The sequence below is a fragment of the Acidaminobacter sp. JC074 genome (assembly GCF_022496765.1).
In the GTDB taxonomy this organism is placed as follows: Bacteria; Bacillota; Clostridia; order Peptostreptococcales; family Acidaminobacteraceae; genus JABXKX01.
In genome coordinates, this window is the sequence record NZ_VANV01000006.1 from 157,711 (window position 1) to 178,776 (window position 21,066).

Consider the following 21,066-nt stretch of genomic DNA (forward strand, 5'->3'; position numbering starts at 1 on the left):
ATTAGTCTATACATTAATTGTATAATACAAATATAATCTATTTTTAAATCCTGCATAGCAGGATTAACAACAATTTGGATTTGCCTTTTCAAATGCATCCATTAAAAGAGAAACGGCCTCTAGTACTTCATCCACTCTGTTTTTAGGTAGGTGTTTGGTGATGTCCTTGTAGTAGTCATTAATTTTGGCGCGTACTTTTTCAGCTGAATCATGACCACTTTCTGATAAACTTACTACAACAATTCTTCTATCAGAAGCATCTCTGGTCCTTATGATAAGGTCATCTCTAACCAGTTTATCGACAATACGTGTCATAGTAGAAGAGTTTAAGTTCATCTTAGTACTCAGTTCATGCATGGTTAGAGGACTCTTTAAGAGTTCTATCATGCAGTAGCACTGCGTTGTAGTAAAACCGAGGGGTTTTATTTGATCTCTCTCCATCATTTGAAAGTTGCGGACAATTCTTTTTACAGTTTCACCAACTTCGTCGACACAGCAAAGATAGTCTTCTTCGTTAAATATTTTTTTAGTCATAAGTGCTCCTTTCAAAATAATTGTATGATACAAATAAAAAGATGTCAAGCGTTAATTTGTATTATACAAATAATATGTATAGCTATATATTACATCAAGGTTATAATTTTCTATAGAATGAGAATATATGGATAAAATTTTCTGGAATCTCTTGACAGTAACCGAAATTTTGGATTAAAGTGGATATATAATCCGATATACAAGTAATATTAGAAAAATATTTTCGGATTGCAAATTTATCTAATAGGGGTCTATTTTGAAGGAGGAGTCATGAAGAAGTTTATAAGTTTGATATTGGTGTTGACATTAATGTGTTCTTTATTTGTAGGGTGTGCAAGTAAAGATGAAGAGGCAAATACTGGTTCAGGAGAATCCAGTGTTGTAGAAATTGATTTTTGGAATTTTCCAAACTACACAGTTATTGATGAGCAACCTGGTAAATACGAAGAACAACTCGTAGCAGCTTTTGAAGCTAAGAACCCTGGTATTAAAGTAAATGTTCAGATGATTGACTTTAAATCTGGTCCTGAAAAGATCAATACGGCAATTGCTGCGGGTACAGCGCCAGACGTCTTATACGATGCACCAGGTAGAATTATATCTTGGGGTAAAGATGGTGCTTTAGCAAGACTTAACGATATGATTGATGAAGGTGTGAAATCAAATGTTTCAGAATCTATTTTAAGAGCATCTAGAGATGGCGACAATTACTATATGTATCCGACTCATCATGCACCATTTATGATGGCTTTTAACAAGACGAAGCTAGAAGAACTTGGTTTAATGGATATGGTCAATCTTGAAGGCAATCGTGCTTGGACTGTAGATGAATTTGAAGCGCTTTTAAAAGCATTAAATGATGCAGGCGAGAGAGGTCCAATAGTATTTGCATCTTCTCAAGGTGGTGACCAAGGTACGAGAGCATTTATTGCAAATCTTTATGATTCTCCGATTACCAATGATGATTTGACTGCTTATACAGTAAACAGTGACAATGGGGCAAAATCATTACAGTGGATGAAAGATATGATTGAAGCAGGTTATTTAGAAAATGGTTCTGCTTATGATGCGGGTACTGCAATAGATGAGTTTGTTGCTGGTAGAGTTGCAGGTACATTACTATGGTCTCCAGGCTTACAGAAAATTTATGCTGAAAAGTACGATTTTGAAACAGTATTCTTACCATATCCAAACTCTGCTGATCCAAAACTTGAATTCTTAGTTGGTGGTTTATGTGTCTTAAATAATGGTGATGATGCAAAAATTGAAGCATCTAAGAAGTTTGTTGACTTCATTGCCAATGATCCTGAGTGGGGAGCTAAAAACATTGAATCTACAGGTTCATTCCCAGTAGATAAGAGAATCAAAGTAAATTATGAAGGTGCTCATATGGATTACAATTCTTCTATGAGTGATTTCTACAGTACATACTACAACACAATTCCTGGTTTTGTTGAAATGAGAACTTACTGGTTCCCAACATTACAAGCTGTTATCAATGGTGATAAAGAAGCTCAGGAAGCATTAGACGACTTTGTTGAAAAATCAAATGCAACAATTAAATAGGGATAAGGTGGCTTTCGAGCCACTTTATTTTGCACATAAATGAGGTTTATATGGAAAAATCATTAAAAAAACGAATTCTTAACAAGGAAGACTTAGTGGCATATGCATTTTTACTGCCTGCTATCCTCTTTTTTGGCACTTTTGTCTTTTTTCCAATCCTCAAGGGACTCTACAACAGTTTCTTTAATTATACTTGGAGAGAGTTTACTTTTATAGGATTGGATAACTATAAGGCATTGATTCAAGATGAAATATTTCTTAAATCACTAAAAAATACCCTGTTGATAGTAGCGGTCGCTGTACCCTTTATCATCGTATTTTCTCTATCGGTATCCCTATTGATTTATCGATTAAGATCTGGCACACGATCTTTTTTCAGAGCGGTCTTTTATCTACCTGTTGTTACAGGTTCAGTAGCAGTTACAGTTGTTTGGCGCTGGATATATGACCCTTACAGTGGTGTTCTTAATTATATATTAAAGACTTTAGGCATCATTGATGATAACATCATCTGGCTGGGAGATTCTAAGTTTGCTATATTCTGTATCATAGCTGTTTTACTAACAACATCAGTAGGTCAGCCCATCATACTTTATATTGCATCACTTGGCAATATCGATAAGAGTTACATAGAAGCAGCAAAGGTTGATGGTGCTAATTCATGGCAAGTATTTAGAAATATAAAATGGCCACTTTTAATGCCAACAACTCTTTATATCGTAGTAATATCTACAATCAACTCATTTCAAATCTTTTCATTGATTCAACTTTTAACATCAGGTGGTCCAAATTACTCGACCTCAACTGTTATGTACTTGGTTTATGAGAAAGCCTTTAAGTTAGGTCAGTTTGGTTATGCAGCAGCAATGGGTGTTGTACTTGCCTTCTTTATAGGTTTATTCTCGATATTACAGTTTAAATTCTTCGGAAAAGAAGTCAGTTACTAGGAGGACGCATGAGAAAGAAATTATCAAAGCCCTTATCTCTAATTGTATTGGGATTTGTGGCAATTATATTTGTGTTTCCGTTTTACTGGATCATTACGGGAGCGTTTAAAATACAAGAAGTAACCATACTAGAAACACCACAGTGGTTTCCTCTAGATCCAACCTTTGATAACTGGATAAGCTTATTTAAGAATCCAGCTTTTGTTTGGCTTAGAAATTCATTTATTATTTCCTTGTCAACCATGATTCTTGTTTGCGTGACCGCTTCCTTAGCAGGCTATGCTCTTGCAAAAAAAGATTTCAAGGGTAAAGAACTTATCTTTGGTCTTTTAATAGCGGCTATGGCACTACCAAAGCAGGTAATACTTGTACCACTTGTACAAATTGTCAACTCATGGGGCTTGCATAATACCCTGTTGGCATGTATATTACCTGCTGTTGGTTTCCCCTTTGGTATATTCTTAATGAAGCAGTTTTCAGAAACGTTGCCAAAGGAACTCTTAGAAGCAGCCAAAATAGATGGTTGCAATGAAATTGGTATTTTTATAAAGATTGTTTTACCACTGATTAAGCCAGGTATAGGTGCTCTTGCCATATTTACTTTCATTTCATCTTGGAATGATTATTTCTTGCAGCTTGTTATGTTGGTAGAAAAGGAAAAACTGACCATGCCACTTGGTGTTGCCTTGATGCAACAGGAGTTCTCAACAAATTATGGTGTCCTAATGGCAGGTGCTACACTAGCCTGTATCCCTATTATCATTATATTTATCGTTTTCCAAAAGAACTTTACCCAAGGCATCACTATGGGGGCAGTCAAAGGTTAATCATACTAGAAAGAAACTACAATTGCGTAGTTTCTTTTTTATTAAGAAGAAAGTCTAGTAAAGGGAGAATGTTTTCTGTATAATTATATAAAAATGAAAATAATTTTCTAGGAGGGTATATGGCATTTATAGATTTAGAATATGATGAACTATTGGCTTATACAGGTATGAGTCCAAAAGCTGAGGATTTTGACGCATTCTGGAAAGAGAAGGTAAGTTCACTTACATATGACAATGCTGACTTGGTTGAGTCTGAATTTAAAGTTCCTTTTGCGACATGTTATGACTTGTATTTTAATTCACATGATGATGTGAAAATACATTCAAAGCTGGTAATTCCAAATAAACTAGGTCAAAGCCCAGCATTACTGAAATTTCATGGTTATGCTGGTTATTCTGGAGAATGGTCAGAACTTATTCACTACGCTGCATGTGGATTTACAATTGCGGCCATGGACTGTAGAGGTCAGGGGGGAGAGTCAAGTGATCAAGTTGATTGTGAAAGAACCCTATATGGTCATGTTATAAGAGGTGCTCATGAGGGAAGAGACCATCTTTATTACGTAAAGGTATTTTTAGATACCTTAGTCCTAGCACAAGTCGTTTCTAATTTGGAGGATGTTGATGAAAGTAATATCTCTGCATTTGGAGACAGTCAAGGTGGCGCTTTAGCACTTGTTTGTGCATCCTTGTTTCCTATAAAAAGAGTATCTGTTGCTTATCCATTTTTATGTGATTATAAAAGAGTTTGGTCTTTAAAGTTAGACACTTTTGCCTATAAAGGTTTAGGTGAACATTTTAGACGTTTTGATCCAAGACATGAAAATGAAGATGACTTCTTTGAAACTCTATCTTGTATAGATGTGCAAAACTTTGTGGGTAACATAAAAGGTAAGGCTCAGTTATTCACAGGACTAATAGATGATGTTTGTCCACCATCCACACAGTTTGCAGCTTTTAACAAGATAAAGACTGATAAGAAGCTAGAAGTGTATCCTGATTACGGTCATGAGAAATTAAAAGATCTTTTAGATTTAAGGCTTCAATTCTTTATGGAGGCTCTAGATGATTAAGATAAATGTAATTACTGGGTTTTTGGGAGCTGGTAAAACTACACTGATCAACAAGTTATTAGATGAACTTCTTGAAAAGGAAAAAGTGGCCATCGTAGAAAATGATTATGGCGATGTGGCAATCGATACAGAAAAACTTTCAAAAAAGGGTCTGACCGTTAAAGGCTTGAACTATGGTTGCATTTGCTGCAGTAACAAGATGGATTTTATAGAGACCCTAAATCAATTGTCAAAAGCATCTTATGACCGCATACTGGTAGAACCATCAGGCATATTTACAATGTCAGAAATTAAGTCAGTCTTTAATGAGTTGAAGTCTACATATGTATTAGAGTCTGTCATAACACTTGTCAATGTAGGCATGTACTTTAAGTTTATAGATAAGTTTAAGTTGTTTGTTGAAAACCAAATTGCCTATGCAGATACCATTGTACTCAATAGAATCGATGAATCAGTAGAAGAGGTATCAAAGCATATTGGCTTATTAAATCCTGATGCAGTATTTGTTCAAGATGAACTCTCTTATGATCTCTTGACAGCTAGTAGAAGAAAACCTTTCTTTGAAATGAACCATCATGTACACCCTGATGCTTCTACTAAAACCTATGAGTTAAATGGTGACTATACATTAGAAGACATAAAGGAAAGGTTATTATCTATAAGATTAAATGATCAAGTTATTAGGATCAAGGGCTATTTATCAGGTTATGAAATTCAATATGTATCAGGCGAGTTTGATATATATGAATCAGATGTTAAGGATAATAAACTCAGTGTAATAGGATGGGATTTGGATGATGACTTATTTAATGGATAACGTTTCTTTAAAAGGATTGGTTTATAAGGATGGCAGACTTCAGAGATTAAATGAAGAAGATAGGCTAAAAATGACTAAAGAGACACAGGACATGTTATTGATGCCAGCAGGTAATGAAATAAGGTTTTATATGGAAAAAGATACTGTTGAAATTACCCTATCGAGTAGTCAGGCTATGGCGGTTGTTTATTTAGGTGATTTTCAAGAATCCATACATAGGGTAGAAGGAACTTATAAGATTCAAATAAACATGCCTAAATACTTGGATGATTTACAAGACTATGACTCTTCTTTTCATCCTAGACTTGTAAGAATCATGCTCTTTGGCGGCATATTTAATATAGAAGGTATTAGTGGTTCTGTCAGAAAACCTAAACATGGTGAACAACCAGACAAGACCCTCCTCTTTTATGGAACTTCTATTACACATGGTAAGTATGCTTTAGATCCAAGTTTGACCTATCCTAAATTGACAGGACGTTTTTTAAAACAAGATGTCATCAATTTGGGGCTTGCAGGTACAGCGCTTATTGAACCTGAAATGGCAGAAACAATTGCAAGGTTAGACTATGATAGTCTTGTCTTGTGTTTATCTGTCAATATGTTTAACTTGGGTTATGATGAAGATGAATTTTTTAGAAGAAGCAAGTATTTACTGGACCAGGTTAGAATTCAAAAGCCGCATGTAGATATCTATTGCATCAGTATCATTAAGTCTTATTATGATCATGGCATTATCAAAGACAATGCTTGGCCTGTAACGAGTGTTGAAGCTTATAGAAGAACGCTAAAAACACTTGCCCATCAATATGACAATGTTCATTATATAGATGGAACGGATCTGTTGTCCACTTCAGGACTCAGTTCTGATTTACTACACCCAGGTAATATGGGCATGATTGAAATCGCACAAAATCTTAGTAAAATCATAGGAGAAAAAGATGAAAATCAAAACTAACTTAACAACTGATGTTCTTGTAGTTGGCGCCGGCCTAGCAGGTATCAATGCAGCTATAGAAGCCAGTAAAGCAGATGTAGATGTTATGCTGGTTTCATCTAAAAAAATCTGTTCTGGATCCAGTTTTTATCCTGGAACTTGGGGACTTGGAATGGTAGCACCAGCAGACAAGGATGATGAAAAACACTTTGTTGATACCATCACTAAAGTCGCCTGTAAGATGAATGATAGAAGATTAAGTGAAAAACTGATAGAAAATATCAGTAGTGATATTAAAGGTCTTGAAGATATAGGTGTTACATTTAAGAGACCTGAAAACACCAAGGATCAGACATTGATCCCTTGTTTTGATAATAAACATAGAAATTGGTATGGCTATTTGTTTGAAACTGCTAAGCCTGCTTTTCTTAGAGAAATAAAAAGACAAGAGATTAGAAAAGAAGAGGATACAGAAGTCATTCATGTAGAAAAAAATGCTGATTCTTATATTGTGTATGCCATTCAAAATAATCATCTGATTGCCATTACAACAAAAGCGCTTGTATTTGCCACAGGTGGTTTTGGTGGCCTTTACAAACATAGACTCAATACTTCAGACATTACAGGCGCAGGCCAGGCTCTGGCTTATAAACTGGGTTGTAAACTTATTAACATGGAGTTTATGCAGTTTATCCCTGGTTTTGTTTCTCCTGCTTATAAGACCATTGTCAACGAAAGAGCTTTTAAGTTGGCTACTTTTATTGATGAAAACAACCAAGAGATAGAAGTAAAAAAAGACATTATAGAAGAACGTTCAGGACATGGCCCTTTCACAACAAGACTGGAATCAAAGTCTTTTGATATTGAACTGTTTAAAGCCTATCTTTCTTCTAATAAAGACCAGTGTGTCCGAATGGTCTATAAGACCAATGATATGGATGCCGAGGGAGTGATGATTCGTGATTACTTTAAATGGCTCAAAGAAAATAAGAATATCAGCCCTGATGAGCAAATTTTTATTTTACCTTTTATGCATGCAGCCAATGGGGGTATAAAGATTGATGAGGATGCTAAAACATCATTAAAAGGTATTTATGCAGCTGGTGAAGTAACTGGTGGTATGCATGGAGCAGATCGTATTGGTGGTCTATCAACAGCCAATGCCTTGGTATTTGGAAAAATCGCAGGAAAAAATGCCGGTATCTATGCGAAAACTGTTCCAAGTCAATCTTTTGAAATTGATAATTTATCATATTCATTTTATGATGATCGTCATTTACCTTATGATATCTTATCAAGAATTCAAGAACTTATGTATGACCACGCCAGCGTCATCAGAACTGAAGAAGGTCTAAGATATGCTTATGATGAAATCCTTTTGATGGAAAAAGAAATGAAGAAAGAAAGAGCCAGTGATATAAAAAGAGCCAGCATCATTTCTCATGCTGTTACACTTTCAAAAGTCATCTTGTTGAGTATGATTGAAAGAAAAGAATCGCGCGGATCTCACTTTAGATTGGATTATCCTTCAAAGTCAAAGGACTATGATTATATCATTACATCGGGTATGAAAGTGGATTGATTTGTGCATGAAACTTGATTGTTTTGAAAAAAATATCCAAAACGAATAGCTCAATGGGTTGGAAATTGGTCATATGACATATATAACTAGAATAATTACACCATATATGTGTAATAAAAAGAAAATTTTCTCCAAAATCTATTGATTTACTTGGTATGGTATGTTACACTTGATTTGCAAGTTGGATGGAAATCACCAAAATTTTCAGAATTTATGGAAAAAATGTTCGAACAGTTTCTATCGACCTATGAGCGAGTGTAATTTAAAAGGGGGACAAAAATGAAAAAAATTATCAGTTTGTTATTGATAATGGTACTTCTAGTTTCTTTTGTAGGATGTAATAGTGCAGACAATACTGCAAATACAAGTACAGAAGAAGCTACTACAACAACTCAAAAAGAAGATACATCAAGCACAGATCCTGTGGACGCTGCACCAACTAACAACAATCCACTTAGTGATGTAAGAGTTAGACAAGCTATCGCCTATGCAATTGACATGGATGCATTAGCTGCAAGTTTGCTTGAAGGGAAAGCGATTCCAGCAAACAGTTTAACACCAAATGGAGACTGGAAGGCAAATGGTTTAAATAACTATACTTATAATCCAGAAAAAGCAAAAGAATTACTTAAAGAAGCAAACTGGGATTCAAACTATGAAATTGATGTAGTTTACTACTATGGGGACCAGTTAACAGTTGACCTAATGACTGCAATTCAAGCATACTTATCTGAAGTAGGTATGAAGATGAGCTTTAGAAAATTAGAAGGTGACTTGGCAACTCTTTTATGGACAACACCAGAAGATCCTATTAATGGTCCATCAGCAGTTGATTGGGATTTAGCATATGCTGGTAATGCAGCGCTTGCTATGCATGAATACTACAACAGATATCAAACAGGTGTTGCAAGTAACTCACATACACCTGGTGATGAAGAATTAGATGCCTTAATTGAAGCAACCAATGCTACAGCTAATATTCAAGCTCAAATGGAAGCTTTCAAAGCTTTACAAAAGTATGAAAATGCTAACTTATTTAGTATTCCACTATATTATCAACAAGTGTTTGTTTATGAGAACAGCAGAATTGATAGAAAAGGTGTGCCTTATGGTAATGAACAGTTTGCTTATGACTGGAGAATTATTGACTGGAACATTGAACCAGATGCAAATGGCGACAAGACAATGTACTCAAATTCTGGTCCTATCGAATTCTTTGAAGCACCATTTGTAAATCCATCTTACTCAATGCCTAACAAGTTCTTATTTGACCGTTTAATTGTAGCAGATGGTAACCTAACACCTTCAAAGGGTCAGTTAGCAGAATCGTATACAGTATCAGAAGATGGTTTAACAGTTGAGTTTGTATTAAGAGACGGCGTTACATGGCATGATGGAACACCATTTACAGCAGAAGATGTTCAGTTTACAGTAGAATATTCATCTAAAGTACCTCAACTTAACACAATGGCACATACAACTTATTCAAGCTTAGAAGGCTTTGAAGCTTACATCGATGGTTCGGCAGACTCTATTTCGGGTATTACTATTGATGGAAACAAGGTTACATTTAAGTTTGCAAAACTAGATCCAAATGCTTTAATGACATTCTCACAGTGGCCTCCACTACCAAAGCATTTATTAAAGGATACTGATCCTGTACAGACTCAGCAATCATCATTCTGGCAGTCACCTGTTGGTACTGGTCCATTCATGGTAGATGAAGTCAACATGAATGACTATGCAACATTTGTTCCATATGAAGGTTACTGGGAAGAGGGCACTGGTGATATCGAAAAGATTCAATTATATCCATCAGGTGATTCTGATGCAAACATCGTTATCAATGCTGAATCAGGTAGATTAGACTATGGTTTCAACAAGTCTGTTGCAGATGCAAAGGCTGTAGAAAGTATTGACTTTATGACTGTTCATCCAGTTGATATCAGATACACTAGACTATTCTATGTAAACAAGTTTGAAAGAGAATAATTAATGGGGCTTAATAGCCCCTTTTTAGAGAAATAGAAGGGAAGTAAAATATGGTTTCATATACTATAAGAAGACTGTTGATACTTATACCCATGCTGTTAGTGATAAGTTTTTTAATATTCTTAGGTATAGAATTAACACCGGGTGATGCAGTATCTTATATGGTTAGTCCAGAAGCAATAGCAAATATGTCACCTGAAGCCATTGATGCATTAAGAGAGAGTCTTGGTTTAAATGCTTCATTTTTAACAAGATACTTTAACTGGCTGGGTGGTGTGTTACAGGGTGATTTTGGTTATAGTTTATCAAGTGGTGTGCCTATTAAAAACATTGTTTTTGATAGACTACCGGCAACACTTGAATTGTCGATTATAGCTTTGGTTTTATCAAGTATATTCGGTTCTATTTTAGGCTTAATCAGTGCACTTAAAAAAGGTACAATAGCAGATAATACATTAACTGTATTTGGTATGATCGGGGTGTCGATTCCGCAGTTTTTCTTTGGTCTAGTTGCAATTTTAATATTCGCACTGAAATTAAAATGGTTGCCATCAGGTGGTAGAATACTACCAGGATATGAAACTTTTATGGACCGTTTACCTCATTTGATATTACCTTCATTGGTATTGGCCATTACTATGACAGCTGGTGTTATGAGATATGCTAGAGCCAGTATGCTAGATGTTATGAACAAAGAGTATATCAAAACAGCTAGAAGTAAAGGTCTACCTGAGTGGAAGGTCAATTTGGTACATGGCTTTAGAGTCGCCTTAACACCTGTTGTGGTTTTAATTGGTTTTAGATTGCCTATGCTTATAGGTGGTTCTGTAATCATAGAGTCCATTTTCCAGTGGCCAGGTATTGGTAAGGAATTTATAACAGCGGTTCAGGGTCAAAATATTCCACTAGTAATGATGATAGCGCTATTCTCAGTTGCAGCAGTACTGATTGCCAGTTTTGTTGTAGACTTGTTAACAGCACTATTGGATCCTAGAGTTAAATTGGATTAGGGGGATAGTTTGAAGAATAAAAGATTGTATAAAAAATTTGACAAAATAAAGGCTCAAGAAGAAGCTGGTTTATTAGGTAAGAAAAAAGTTAATCGTAAACTGAGAAAGTTCTTAAACAATAAACTTGCTGTATTCGGTTTGATAGTTTTTGCTCTTATCATGGTAGCGACTATATTCGCACCCTTATTTACATCTTATGAGCCTGGTAAGATTGATGTAATCAACAAATTACAAAGCCCTTCAACAAGCCATATATTTGGTACTGATAAGTTAGGTAGAGATATTTTTACCAGAATCCTATATGGTGGTAGAGTGTCTATCCTGGTAGGTTTAGGTTCTGCTGTCGGTGCTGCAATCATTGGTATTTTAATTGGTACCTATAGTGGTTACAAGGGTGGTTGGCTGGATAAGATTTTTATGAGAATATCTGAAATCTTTATGGCTTTCCCGCAAATTATATTGGTCCTTTTACTGGTATCTATAACAGGTCAAAGTTTATGGAACTTGATTGTTATTTTTATCATAACAGGTTGGGGTTCCGTTTACAGGATGACAAGAGCTCAAATGTTATCTATTAGAGAAGAAGAATATGTTCAAGCACTTCGTGCCTTTGGACTGAATGATATGATCATTTGTTACAAACACATGTTGCCAAATGCACTTGGACCACTACTTGTAAATGTAACCTTGTCTACGGCAATGTTTATATTACAGGAAACCGCTTTAAGTTTCTTAGGTTTAGGTGTACCACTTAATATCTCAACTTGGGGAAATATCTTAAATGTTGCACAAGATATTACAGTATTAAGAGAAAACTGGTGGATATGGTTGCCTGTTGGTTTGATCATTTCACTCTTTGTATTAAGTGTTAACTTCATTGGGGATGGTTTACGAGATTCGACAGACCCAACACAGCAAGGATAGGAGGACAGGATGCAAGAAACAATTGTATCAGTTAATAATTTAAAAACATACTTCTATACCAATCAAAGATGCAATAAAGCTGTTAATGGTGTGTCGTTTAACATAAAAAGAGGTAAAACGATTTGCATTGTTGGTGAAAGTGGATGTGGTAAAAGTGTAACTGCAACTTCTATTATGCAGTTACTGCCAAAACTTTCAAGAATAGAAGAAGGTGAAATCACTTATTACAGTGAAAGAGGACCTATAAGAATTGACCAGCTTGACAAAAATGGCAAAGAAATGCGTGCTATTAGAGGGTCTGAAATCGCTATGATTTTCCAAGATCCAATGACAGCTCTAAATCCTGTTTATACAGTTGGTTTTCAAATTGTTGAAAACCTTAGAACGCATATGAATATGACCAAGAAAGAAGCCAAGGAAAGAGCCATTGAGCTTCTAAAAGATATGGGTATTCCTATGCCTGAAAAAAGATTTAATCAATTTCCACACCAGTATTCTGGTGGTATGAGACAGCGTGCCATGATTGCTATGGCTATGTCGTGTAATCCAAAGGTTCTTATAGCAGATGAGCCGACGACAGCTTTGGATGTAACCATTCAAGCTCAAATATTTGAACTGATGGACAAATTGAAAAAGGAATACGACACAGCCATTATGATGATTACCCATGACATGGGTGTTGTGACAGAACTGGCCGATGAAGTCCAAGTTATGTACATGGGCAGTGTTGTAGAATCTGGTACAGCAGATGAAATTTTAAGATCACCTGCTCATCCTTACACAAAAGCTCTTCTTTCTTCCATTCCAGTACTGGGTAAAGGAAAATCTCAGATCATTGAACCAATCAAAGGCTCTACACCAGATCCTTTTAACAGACCGGAAGGCTGCCAGTTTGGACCAAGGTGTGATTATTTTACGAAGGAGTGTTTGAAAATGCCTGGTGATATTCATATTGATGGCATTCATTATACAAGATGTTGGCATTATAGGAAGGTGATGAATCATGAGTAATAAAGAAGTTCTTTTAAAACTGAGAAATGTTAAAACTCACTTTCCTATTAAAAAAGGTGTTTTTAAGCAAGTAGCCGGTCATGTAAAGGCCGTTGATGGTATTGATCTAGATGTTTACAGAGGAGAAACTCTTGGTCTTGTTGGTGAGTCTGGTTGTGGTAAAACAACTTTAGGAAAATCGATTTTACAGCTGGTGCATGCTACAGACGGTCAAATGATTTACTCATTTGAAGATGAAGAAAAAGATCTAAGAACCTTATCTAGACAAGAAATTGATCAGGCAAGACAGAAGTTACAGATTGTTTTTCAAGATCCACATTCATCTTTAAATCCTGCTTTTTCAATATTCGATTCGCTACAGGATCCTCTTAAAAAGTTCGGTGTTAAATCTAAAGAGGAAAGACGTCAGATTATTGGTGACTTACTAGAGGCTGTAAATCTTAGAAGAGAGTATATGGACAGATATCCACATGAGTTTTCAGGTGGACAAAGACAACGTATTGGTATTGCAAGAGCCTTAAGTGTCAATCCAGAATTGATTGTTTGTGATGAAGCAGTTTCTGCACTGGATGTATCTATACAAGCCCAAGTGCTGCAGTTGATGAAAAAGCTAAAGGAAGAAAGAAATCTAACATATATATTCATCACACATGATTTATCGGTTGTGGAATATATCAGTGATAGAATTGCAGTGATGTATTTAGGACGTGTTGTTGAACTGTCTAATGCAGAAGACTTATACAGTCACACGCTACATCCGTATACAAAAGCTTTACTGTCTGCGATACCTGTAGCAGATTTAGATCATAAAAAAGATAGAATTATTTTAGAGGGCGATGTACCGAGTCCTGTAGATCCACCAAGTGGCTGTACCTTCCATCCAAGATGTAAGGAATGCATGGAAATCTGCAAGAAAGAAGTCCCTAAATTAAAGAAATATATAGTCAATGATAAGGAACACTATGCAGCATGTCACAAGGTTGATATGCAGTATAAAAACTAGGAGGAAAGATGGCTAAATTTACAATTAAAGATATCAAGGGCGTTATACCAGCCTTGATGACAGCATTTGATGAGCATGAAGAAGTATATGAAAAGGGTATTAGAGAACTTGTTGACCACCTGATGAATGAAGGTGTAGAAGGTTTTTATTTAACAGGATCTACAGGTGAAGGCTTCTTAATGAATGAAGCTGAAAGAAAGCAAGTTGTTGAAATTGTCATTGATGAAGTAAAAGGCAGAGTGCCTGTTATCGTTCATGTAGGTGCAATTTCTACTAAGATTTCTATAGAGTTAGCAGAGCATGCAGAGAAGATGGGGGCAGATGCTATTTCATCAGTTCCACCATTCTACTGGAGATTCTCACCAGACCATATCTATAATTACTACAAAGATATTTCTGAATCAGTTGATATTCCAATGATTGTTTACAATGTGCCTTTAGCAGGCATTATGGGCTTTGACTTGATTAAGAGACTGGCATCAATAGAAAAGGTAGAAGGTATAAAGTTTACTGCAACTTCTCATCATGAAATCTCAATGATCAAAAAAGAAGTCGGACAGGACTTTATGATTTATTCTGGAGCAGATGAAATGGCTGTATCAGGTCTTATCAATGGTGCAGACGGTATTATTGGTTCATTCTATAACTTGATGCCTGAAATGTTTATTAAAATCAATGAACTTGTTAAGAAGGATAATGTAACAGAAGCCATGGCTGTTCAAAAAGATGCTATTGACTTAATTATGTATTCTGTACAAAAAGACTATTATTCAGTGATGAAAGTAGCACTTAAATGGATGGGTGTAGATGCTGGGTATGTAAGAAGACCATTTATCAATATTCAGGGTCAAGAAGAAGAGGCTTTGAAAGAAGGCTTCAAAGCATTAAAGAAAGCGGGCAATATCAAGGATGTAAAGTTCTTAGATGCCCTGTAAATATTTGATTTAATATTTAATAAATGATACCATATCACTAGATAACAGTTACTAGTAAACACGGAGGATTATATGATACAGATTAGTAAAATGAGATCAAAAATAGAAAGTTATTATCCGTCGCTGACGAAATCTGAAAAAAAGGTAGCGGATTATATATTTGCTAATTTCAAAGATATCATGTATCTCTCTGTTACAGAACTAGCAGAACATGCGGATGTAGGTGAAACAACTATATTTAGATTCTGTAAGAAACTAGGTTTTAAAGGTTATCCTGAATTCAAACTTATGATTGCCCAAGACATCGTTAATTTAGAAAAAGCTGAGGAATCGGAGTCAACTTCTTATAAGAGCATGATCAAAGATAATATCATTGCTGAGATCAATGAATGTTATGAAACATTAAGTGATGATCATCTTAACCGTGCCATTGAGAGTATATACAATTCCAATCGAGTATTTTTCTTCGGTGTTGGTTCTTCTGGCATTACAGCAACGACTGCTAAAGAGCGATTCATGAGAATAGGTTTTCCAAGTGATGTGGCGACAGATGCCCATAGAATGAATATGGTTTCATCTGTTTTATCTGAAAATGATACAATTGTTGCCTTCAGTTTATCTGGCGCAACGACAGATGTACTTGAATCTTTGGCCATTGCCAAAGAGAATGGCGTTAATATTATCGCAGCGACAAGTTACATTAAGTCACCAATCACGAAACTGTCAGATGTCATCTTACAGACTTCAGGAAAAGCTAATCTTATGGAAGGTGGCTCTCTGGTGAATAGTATTTCTCAATTATTTATTGTGGACTTATTGGTAACTGGTATAACCCTATTAGATAAAGATCAGACCCAAAAAATGAGAGAGAAGACTGGTCGCTCGATATTAGATAAAATTGTCAAATAGAATTGCCTTAGAGCAATTTTATTTTCAACTAATATTGGAGAAAATTTTCACCTGATATTGTATTAGAGATGATACATTCACTAATCGGGTGTGAAGGAGTCAAAATGTGTGTAAATTTAGAAAAGCTTAGGCATGGTTTAATTGTGTCCTGCCAAGCTTTAGAAGAAGAACCCCTTTATACAAATGAAGGCGGCATTATGCCTTTGATGGCAAAGGCAGCAGAGTTAGCCAATGCTGTTGGTATACGTGCCAATGGTGTTCGAGATATAAAAGAGATCAAAGAAGCTGTTGACTTGCCAGTTGTAGGCATTTTGAAGAAGCAATATGAAGGTTTTGAGCAGCACATAACTGTTACCATGAATGAAATCGATTTATTGGTTGAAGCTGGTGCGGATATCATTGCCTTTGATGCAACCATGCGTCCAAGACCAGATGGTCTTACTGTTAACGAGTTTATAGGAGAAATAAAAAGTAAATATCCAAATCAACTTTTAATGGCTGATGTTTCAACTTACGAAGAGGGTATCAATGCCTATAAAGCAGGTGTTCATATGGTTGGATCTACCTTAAGTGGTTATACGCCATATACAGCTGAAAAGATGGGACCTGATTATGATTTGATTGAATCACTGTCTAATGAAATTGATATCCCTGTCATAGCTGAAGGTCGCATTCATTATCCAGACCAGGCAAAAAAGATGCTGGAACTAGGTGCTTTTGCAGTTGTTGTAGGTGGTGCGATTACAAGACCAAAAGAGATTACAGAGAGATTTATTAGTATAATGAATACAGGAGAGTAGTATGAACAGTATAGAGAGAACGAATGCAGCACTCGATTTAAAAGAATATGATCATGTATCACCACAGCCACAAATAGATGTGGCTTATGCAGCTAAGCTGATGGGCGTACCTGTAGGTAAGGCTTTTATCGATGAAAAAATTCATGCTGACGCACTTAACAATGTCTTTGAAGTACATGATGTTGATGGTGTATATGTAAACCTATGTTTATCAAGTGCAGATATTGTTTCTCAAGAGTTTAGAGATGGGGCTTATTATGTAAAGGACGTATGTGGCGCTACTTGGACCGTAAATGAAGATGATATCGGATCTGCTACTGAACGGGATATCACATCACTTGATGATGAAAGGCTCTTTAACATGTCACCGGCAATTTTTGCAGCAGTAGATGTTTATAAAGGTATTGATCAAAAATGGCGTGATGAAAAGGCGATTGTCGTTGGTGTGACAGGTGCATTTTCACATGTTGTCTTCCTATATGGTTTAGAAAATACCATGATGGCCATGGTTTTAGAGCCTGAAAAATTAAAAGAAGTCATCGATGCTCGACTAAGGTTCGCTTTAGAAAACATAGATAAGTTGGCTGATGCTGGTTGTAAATACCTTTGGATTGGAGAAGGTTCTGCTTCAGGTTCTTTAATCAGTCCAGATATGTACAGAGAGTTTGTCTTACCTTATCAACAAAAGATGGCTGAACATATCAGAAAAAGAGGTATGAGAAGTGTCGTTCATATTTGTGGTGATATCAACAAGGCCATAGAATCGGTTGTAACTTGTGGAACAGACGGTATTGATTTAGACCATATGAATGATTTGGCTACGGTTAGAGATATTGCCAAAGACAAGATGTGTGTAAAAGGTAACTTCGATCCAGTTGATCTACAAGAGTGGTCACCTGACAAGATTATAGAGGTTGCTAAAGAAAAGATAGCACTTTTCCCAAATAACAAAGGACTCATACTTTCTACTGGATGTCTTGTAACAAGAGACACACCAAAAGAAAACATAGATGCTTTTGTAAAGGCATGTTTATAAGAGCATCTTTGATGCTCTTTTTTAGGAGGAAATATGATATTCGATAGGTTAGAGAATTTAAATATATATAAGGGTGTTCATAGTAGATTTGATAAAGTAAAGGAATTCTTGGAGACAGAACAGCTAGAAAATGGACGCTATGAGCTGGGTGGGGGTGACTATGCTGTTGTGACAAGCTATGAAACCAAGGAAGACCTGGACACTTATGAAGCCCATAATCAGTATCTAGATATTCAAATTATGATGTCAGGTAAAGAGTGTATTTTTGTTTCTGATAGAGGCTCACTAGAAGCGGCAACTAGTTATAATGAAGCAGATGATTATATACTCTATAAAGGTCCATCAAAGGGGTATATAAACTTAGAGGCAGATGCATTTGCAGTTTTCTTTATGGATGATGCTCATATGCCAGGTGGCAAGTTAGATAAGATTGAACCTGTAAAGAAGATTATTGTAAAACTGAAAGTGGAGGGCAAGTCGTGATAATTGCAATTGACATTGGTGGAACGAATATCAAGTTTTCTTATGCAAGTCCTGATGGTATTTTAGGTGCTGTAGAATCAATGCCGACGGATGCATATTTAGGTGCAGACAATATGTATAAGAGAATTGAAAACCTGATTGGACTAGCAGATATGTCAAAAGTTACAGGTATCGCCATCAGCTCAGCAGGTCAAATCGACTCCGATAAAGGCCGAGTTATCTTCGCCACAGACAGCATTCCTGGATATACTGGTTTTGAAATCAAGAAACGTCTAGAAGAGAAGTTCAAAGTCAAAGTCACTGTAGAAAATGATGTGAATTGTGCTGCACTCGGTGAACTCTGGAAGGGACATTTGTCATCGGAAAGCTTCTTAGCTTTAACGCTTGGAACTGGTATTGGAGGGGCTATTGTTGAAGATGGTAAGATCTATCACGGCAGTGGTTATTCTACCGCAGAGTTTGGTCATTTAGCCCTTGTTTACAAAGGTCTTGAATGTACCTGTGGCCACAGGGGTTGTTATGAAAGATATGCTTCAGCAAAGGCCTTAAATGAGCAAATCAGTGATAAGTTAGGTGATATGGATACAAAGCTTTTCTTTGAAGCGTGTAGACAGGGCAATGAAGCATATTTAAGGGTTTTAGATCAGTGGGTAGATTATGTATCTGAGGGTCTTAAGTCACTTGTTCATACCTTTAATCCGAATTTAATATTGATAGGTGGCGGTGTTTCAGCTCAAGGCGACTATTTAGCTGATAAAATCAAAGAATCCCTTAAAGGAAAAGTCATGCCTTCATTTATGAAAGACTTAGACATAAAAATGATGACACTAGGTAATGACGCCAATTTATTAGGTGCCGTTTATCACTTTAATCATCAGTAAAATAAACCACCCTCAACGATTGTTGAGGGTGGTTTATGTGGTTATTCAAGATAGGTTTATGTTAATTAGATGGCACTCTCAGGGATTCAACCGCTGATTTTAGAAGTGAAATAGCTTTGTGCAAGTGGGATTCTGGACAGGCAAGGTTTAATCTTATAAATCCTGCTCCTTCACGTCCATACCAATGTCCCGCATCAACAGCTAAGCCAGCTTCTGATAATGCATCTAAAAGAAGGTGTGGGTCTGGCTGAAGTTTTCTCATATCTAGCCATACTAGATAAGTGCCTTCAGGTTCTATTAGTTGAATTTCTGGTAATTTAAACGATATATATTCCTTAAGTGTTTTTAGGTTACCTTCTACTTGCTTAATCATTTGATTGTACCAATCTTCTCCATGCTTATAAGCAGATTCAAAGGCGGTATTACTCAGTATATTGTTATGATTTAAATGAAACATATGAATAAAATCATTAAAGTTCTTACTAATTATTGGGTTTGTAATAATAGCAGTCGCAATACTCTGACCTGATAAGTTAAATGTTTTTCCAGGTGACAAGAGTGTAATTGTATTGTTTGAAATATCATCACCTAATGTCATCATGTTTACCATTTTATGTCCAGTTAAGATGATATCACGATGGATTTCATCTGATATGACTCTGACACCATGTTTTAGTGCAAGTATACTCAGTTTTCTAAGTTCATCTTCTCTCCATACTCTTCCGACTGGGTTGTGTGGATTTGAAATGATGATCACTTTTGTATGATCTTTTTCCATGAGTTCCTCTAATGAATCAAAGTCCATTTCGAATTCAAATGTAAGTTTTAAAGGACTCTTATAAAGCTTACGCCCCATTGATTTGACGGTACTGGCAAAGTTGTGATAAACAGGTGGCTGAATAATGATACCGTCTTCTTTTTCAGTCAATATTTCAATGAGGATTGGTAGAGCCGAAGAAACACTTGGAGCTGTATGTATCCACGATTTATCAATATGCCAATTGTGGATTTTTTTCTGCCATTCAATGAAGCTGTCAAAAAAATCTTCCGATTTGTACTCATAGCCGAAGTGACCTTCGAGAGCTCTTTTTTTTATGTCTATTATAGTTTGTGGTACAGTCATGAACTCCATATCTGCTATCCACATAGGATGCAAATGATCCTTTTTAAATAATTTCTTTTGTCTGGTATTTGACCACTTTTCAGCGTTAAAATTAGCTCTGTTAAGCATTTTATCGAAGTATAACACTGGCTTACCTCCCTTTGTAGTTTTTCTTTATCTCACTAATGGACTTTCTATCGAAAGCATTGATAAGGTCTTTAGCGTTCCCGATAGTATTTGAATCCGTTATATATGTTTTATTAAAAAATATATTGTGTAAGTCTCTTAAACGATAAGTTAAGTCCCATAGTAAAGGGAATATCTTGGCAAGGTGTCTATTTATCATATAAATATTTAGTAATTGTCCTACCACTATTATTGATACAAGAAAGTACTTCATGTCACCAAAAATATCAACACTACTGACGATGAATAAAATAACAATAAGCAGAAGTTGTATGTTTAGACTATTAGATATTTTGTTCATTTATGACTCCTAAATTATTTGTTTCCTATCATGTTATCAAGTAAATATGTTTGTATGTTTCTTTGCATATGCTCTAGTTTAGGTCAATCATAAGTCCATATTGCATGGAAGTCAATACACACTTTTAAGTACCTAGTAACCTTTAGGTACTTAGTAAAAGCCTTAGAAATAGGCGTTTCTAGTGATATTGCTTATCCTCCCACAGATAAG

The 21,066-nt window shown here is 35.8% G+C and carries 20 protein-coding genes; 18 read left to right on the plus strand and 2 right to left on the minus strand.

Annotated features, from left to right (window positions below; all coding sequences use genetic code 11):
• Positions 1–63 precede the first annotated feature (63 nt).
• Complete coding sequence (locus EZV73_RS08025) at positions 64–534, minus strand: MarR family winged helix-turn-helix transcriptional regulator (RefSeq protein ID WP_240839740.1); 471 nt, start codon at positions 532–534, stop codon at positions 64–66.
• Between the two features lie 270 nt (positions 535–804).
• Between EZV73_RS08025 and EZV73_RS08030 the strand changes: the two genes are divergently transcribed.
• From EZV73_RS08030 to EZV73_RS08115, 18 genes are all read left to right on the plus strand, one after another.
• The gene (locus EZV73_RS08030; protein WP_240839741.1) at positions 805–2,100 is read left to right on the plus strand and encodes an ABC transporter substrate-binding protein; all 1,296 of its coding nucleotides are present in this window, start codon (positions 805–807) and stop codon (positions 2,098–2,100) included.
• 50 nt (positions 2,101–2,150) lie between these two features.
• On the plus strand, positions 2,151–3,047 hold the full coding sequence (locus EZV73_RS08035) for a carbohydrate ABC transporter permease (protein WP_240839742.1): 897 nt from the start codon (positions 2,151–2,153) through the stop codon (positions 3,045–3,047).
• Between the two features lie 8 nt (positions 3,048–3,055).
• Positions 3,056–3,874: a carbohydrate ABC transporter permease gene (locus EZV73_RS08040; protein WP_240839743.1), complete on the plus strand. Its 819-nt coding sequence runs from the start codon at positions 3,056–3,058 to the stop codon at positions 3,872–3,874.
• Positions 3,875–3,993: 119 nt separating this feature from the next.
• Complete coding sequence (locus EZV73_RS08045; RefSeq protein ID WP_240839744.1) at positions 3,994–4,947, plus strand: alpha/beta fold hydrolase; 954 nt, start codon at positions 3,994–3,996, stop codon at positions 4,945–4,947.
• Positions 4,940–5,764, plus strand: coding sequence for a GTP-binding protein (locus tag EZV73_RS08050; protein WP_240839745.1), 825 nt, complete (start codon positions 4,940–4,942; stop codon positions 5,762–5,764). Before EZV73_RS08045 ends, EZV73_RS08050 begins: the two co-directional genes overlap by 8 nt.
• Complete coding sequence (locus EZV73_RS08055) at positions 5,742–6,722, plus strand: SGNH/GDSL hydrolase family protein (protein ID WP_240839746.1); 981 nt, start codon at positions 5,742–5,744, stop codon at positions 6,720–6,722. The genes EZV73_RS08050 and EZV73_RS08055 overlap by 23 nt, the downstream gene beginning before the upstream one ends.
• Positions 6,706–8,283, plus strand: a complete 1,578-nt coding sequence (locus EZV73_RS08060; RefSeq protein ID WP_240839747.1) for an FAD-binding protein — start codon at positions 6,706–6,708, stop codon at positions 8,281–8,283. Before EZV73_RS08055 ends, EZV73_RS08060 begins: the two co-directional genes overlap by 17 nt.
• A gap of 279 nt (positions 8,284–8,562) precedes the next feature.
• Positions 8,563–10,275 carry an ABC transporter substrate-binding protein gene (locus EZV73_RS08065; protein WP_240839748.1) on the plus strand — a complete coding sequence of 571 codons (1,713 nt, stop codon included), beginning with the start codon at positions 8,563–8,565 and terminating at the stop codon, positions 10,273–10,275.
• Between the two features lie 50 nt (positions 10,276–10,325).
• The gene (locus tag EZV73_RS08070) at positions 10,326–11,285 is read left to right on the plus strand and encodes an ABC transporter permease (protein ID WP_240839749.1); all 960 of its coding nucleotides are present in this window, start codon (positions 10,326–10,328) and stop codon (positions 11,283–11,285) included.
• Positions 11,286–11,294: 9 nt separating this feature from the next.
• Positions 11,295–12,209 carry an ABC transporter permease gene (locus tag EZV73_RS08075; protein ID WP_240839750.1) on the plus strand — a complete coding sequence of 305 codons (915 nt, stop codon included), beginning with the start codon at positions 11,295–11,297 and terminating at the stop codon, positions 12,207–12,209.
• Positions 12,210–12,218: 9 nt separating this feature from the next.
• Positions 12,219–13,220 (plus strand): ABC transporter ATP-binding protein, encoded by a 1,002-nt coding sequence (locus tag EZV73_RS08080; RefSeq protein ID WP_240839751.1) that lies wholly within the window; start codon positions 12,219–12,221, stop codon positions 13,218–13,220.
• A complete protein-coding gene (locus tag EZV73_RS08085) occupies positions 13,213–14,223 on the plus strand; it encodes an ABC transporter ATP-binding protein (RefSeq protein ID WP_240839752.1) in 1,011 nt (336 codons plus the stop codon). The genes EZV73_RS08080 and EZV73_RS08085 overlap by 8 nt, the downstream gene beginning before the upstream one ends.
• A gap of 8 nt (positions 14,224–14,231) precedes the next feature.
• On the plus strand, positions 14,232–15,158 hold the full coding sequence (locus EZV73_RS08090; protein ID WP_240839753.1) for a dihydrodipicolinate synthase family protein: 927 nt from the start codon (positions 14,232–14,234) through the stop codon (positions 15,156–15,158).
• A 72-nt stretch (positions 15,159–15,230) separates the two neighbouring features.
• Entirely contained in the window at positions 15,231–16,067 is an 837-nt protein-coding gene (locus EZV73_RS08095; RefSeq protein WP_240839754.1) for a MurR/RpiR family transcriptional regulator, read from the plus strand.
• Between the two features lie 104 nt (positions 16,068–16,171).
• Positions 16,172–16,867, plus strand: coding sequence for an N-acetylmannosamine-6-phosphate 2-epimerase (locus tag EZV73_RS08100; RefSeq protein WP_240839755.1), 696 nt, complete (start codon positions 16,172–16,174; stop codon positions 16,865–16,867).
• Position 16,868: 1 nt separating this feature from the next.
• Positions 16,869–17,903 carry a uroporphyrinogen decarboxylase family protein gene (locus tag EZV73_RS08105; protein ID WP_240839756.1) on the plus strand — a complete coding sequence of 345 codons (1,035 nt, stop codon included), beginning with the start codon at positions 16,869–16,871 and terminating at the stop codon, positions 17,901–17,903.
• Positions 17,904–17,936: 33 nt separating this feature from the next.
• The gene (locus tag EZV73_RS08110) at positions 17,937–18,386 is read left to right on the plus strand and encodes a YhcH/YjgK/YiaL family protein (protein WP_240839757.1); all 450 of its coding nucleotides are present in this window, start codon (positions 17,937–17,939) and stop codon (positions 18,384–18,386) included.
• Complete coding sequence (locus tag EZV73_RS08115) at positions 18,383–19,267, plus strand: ROK family protein (RefSeq protein WP_240839758.1); 885 nt, start codon at positions 18,383–18,385, stop codon at positions 19,265–19,267. The genes EZV73_RS08110 and EZV73_RS08115 overlap by 4 nt, the downstream gene beginning before the upstream one ends.
• A gap of 61 nt (positions 19,268–19,328) precedes the next feature.
• Here the strand turns inward: EZV73_RS08115 and EZV73_RS08120 are convergent, their stop codons facing one another.
• The gene (locus EZV73_RS08120; RefSeq protein WP_240839759.1) at positions 19,329–20,516 is read right to left on the minus strand and encodes a MalY/PatB family protein; all 1,188 of its coding nucleotides are present in this window, start codon (positions 20,514–20,516) and stop codon (positions 19,329–19,331) included.
• Between the last annotated feature and the right edge of the window lie 550 nt (positions 20,517–21,066).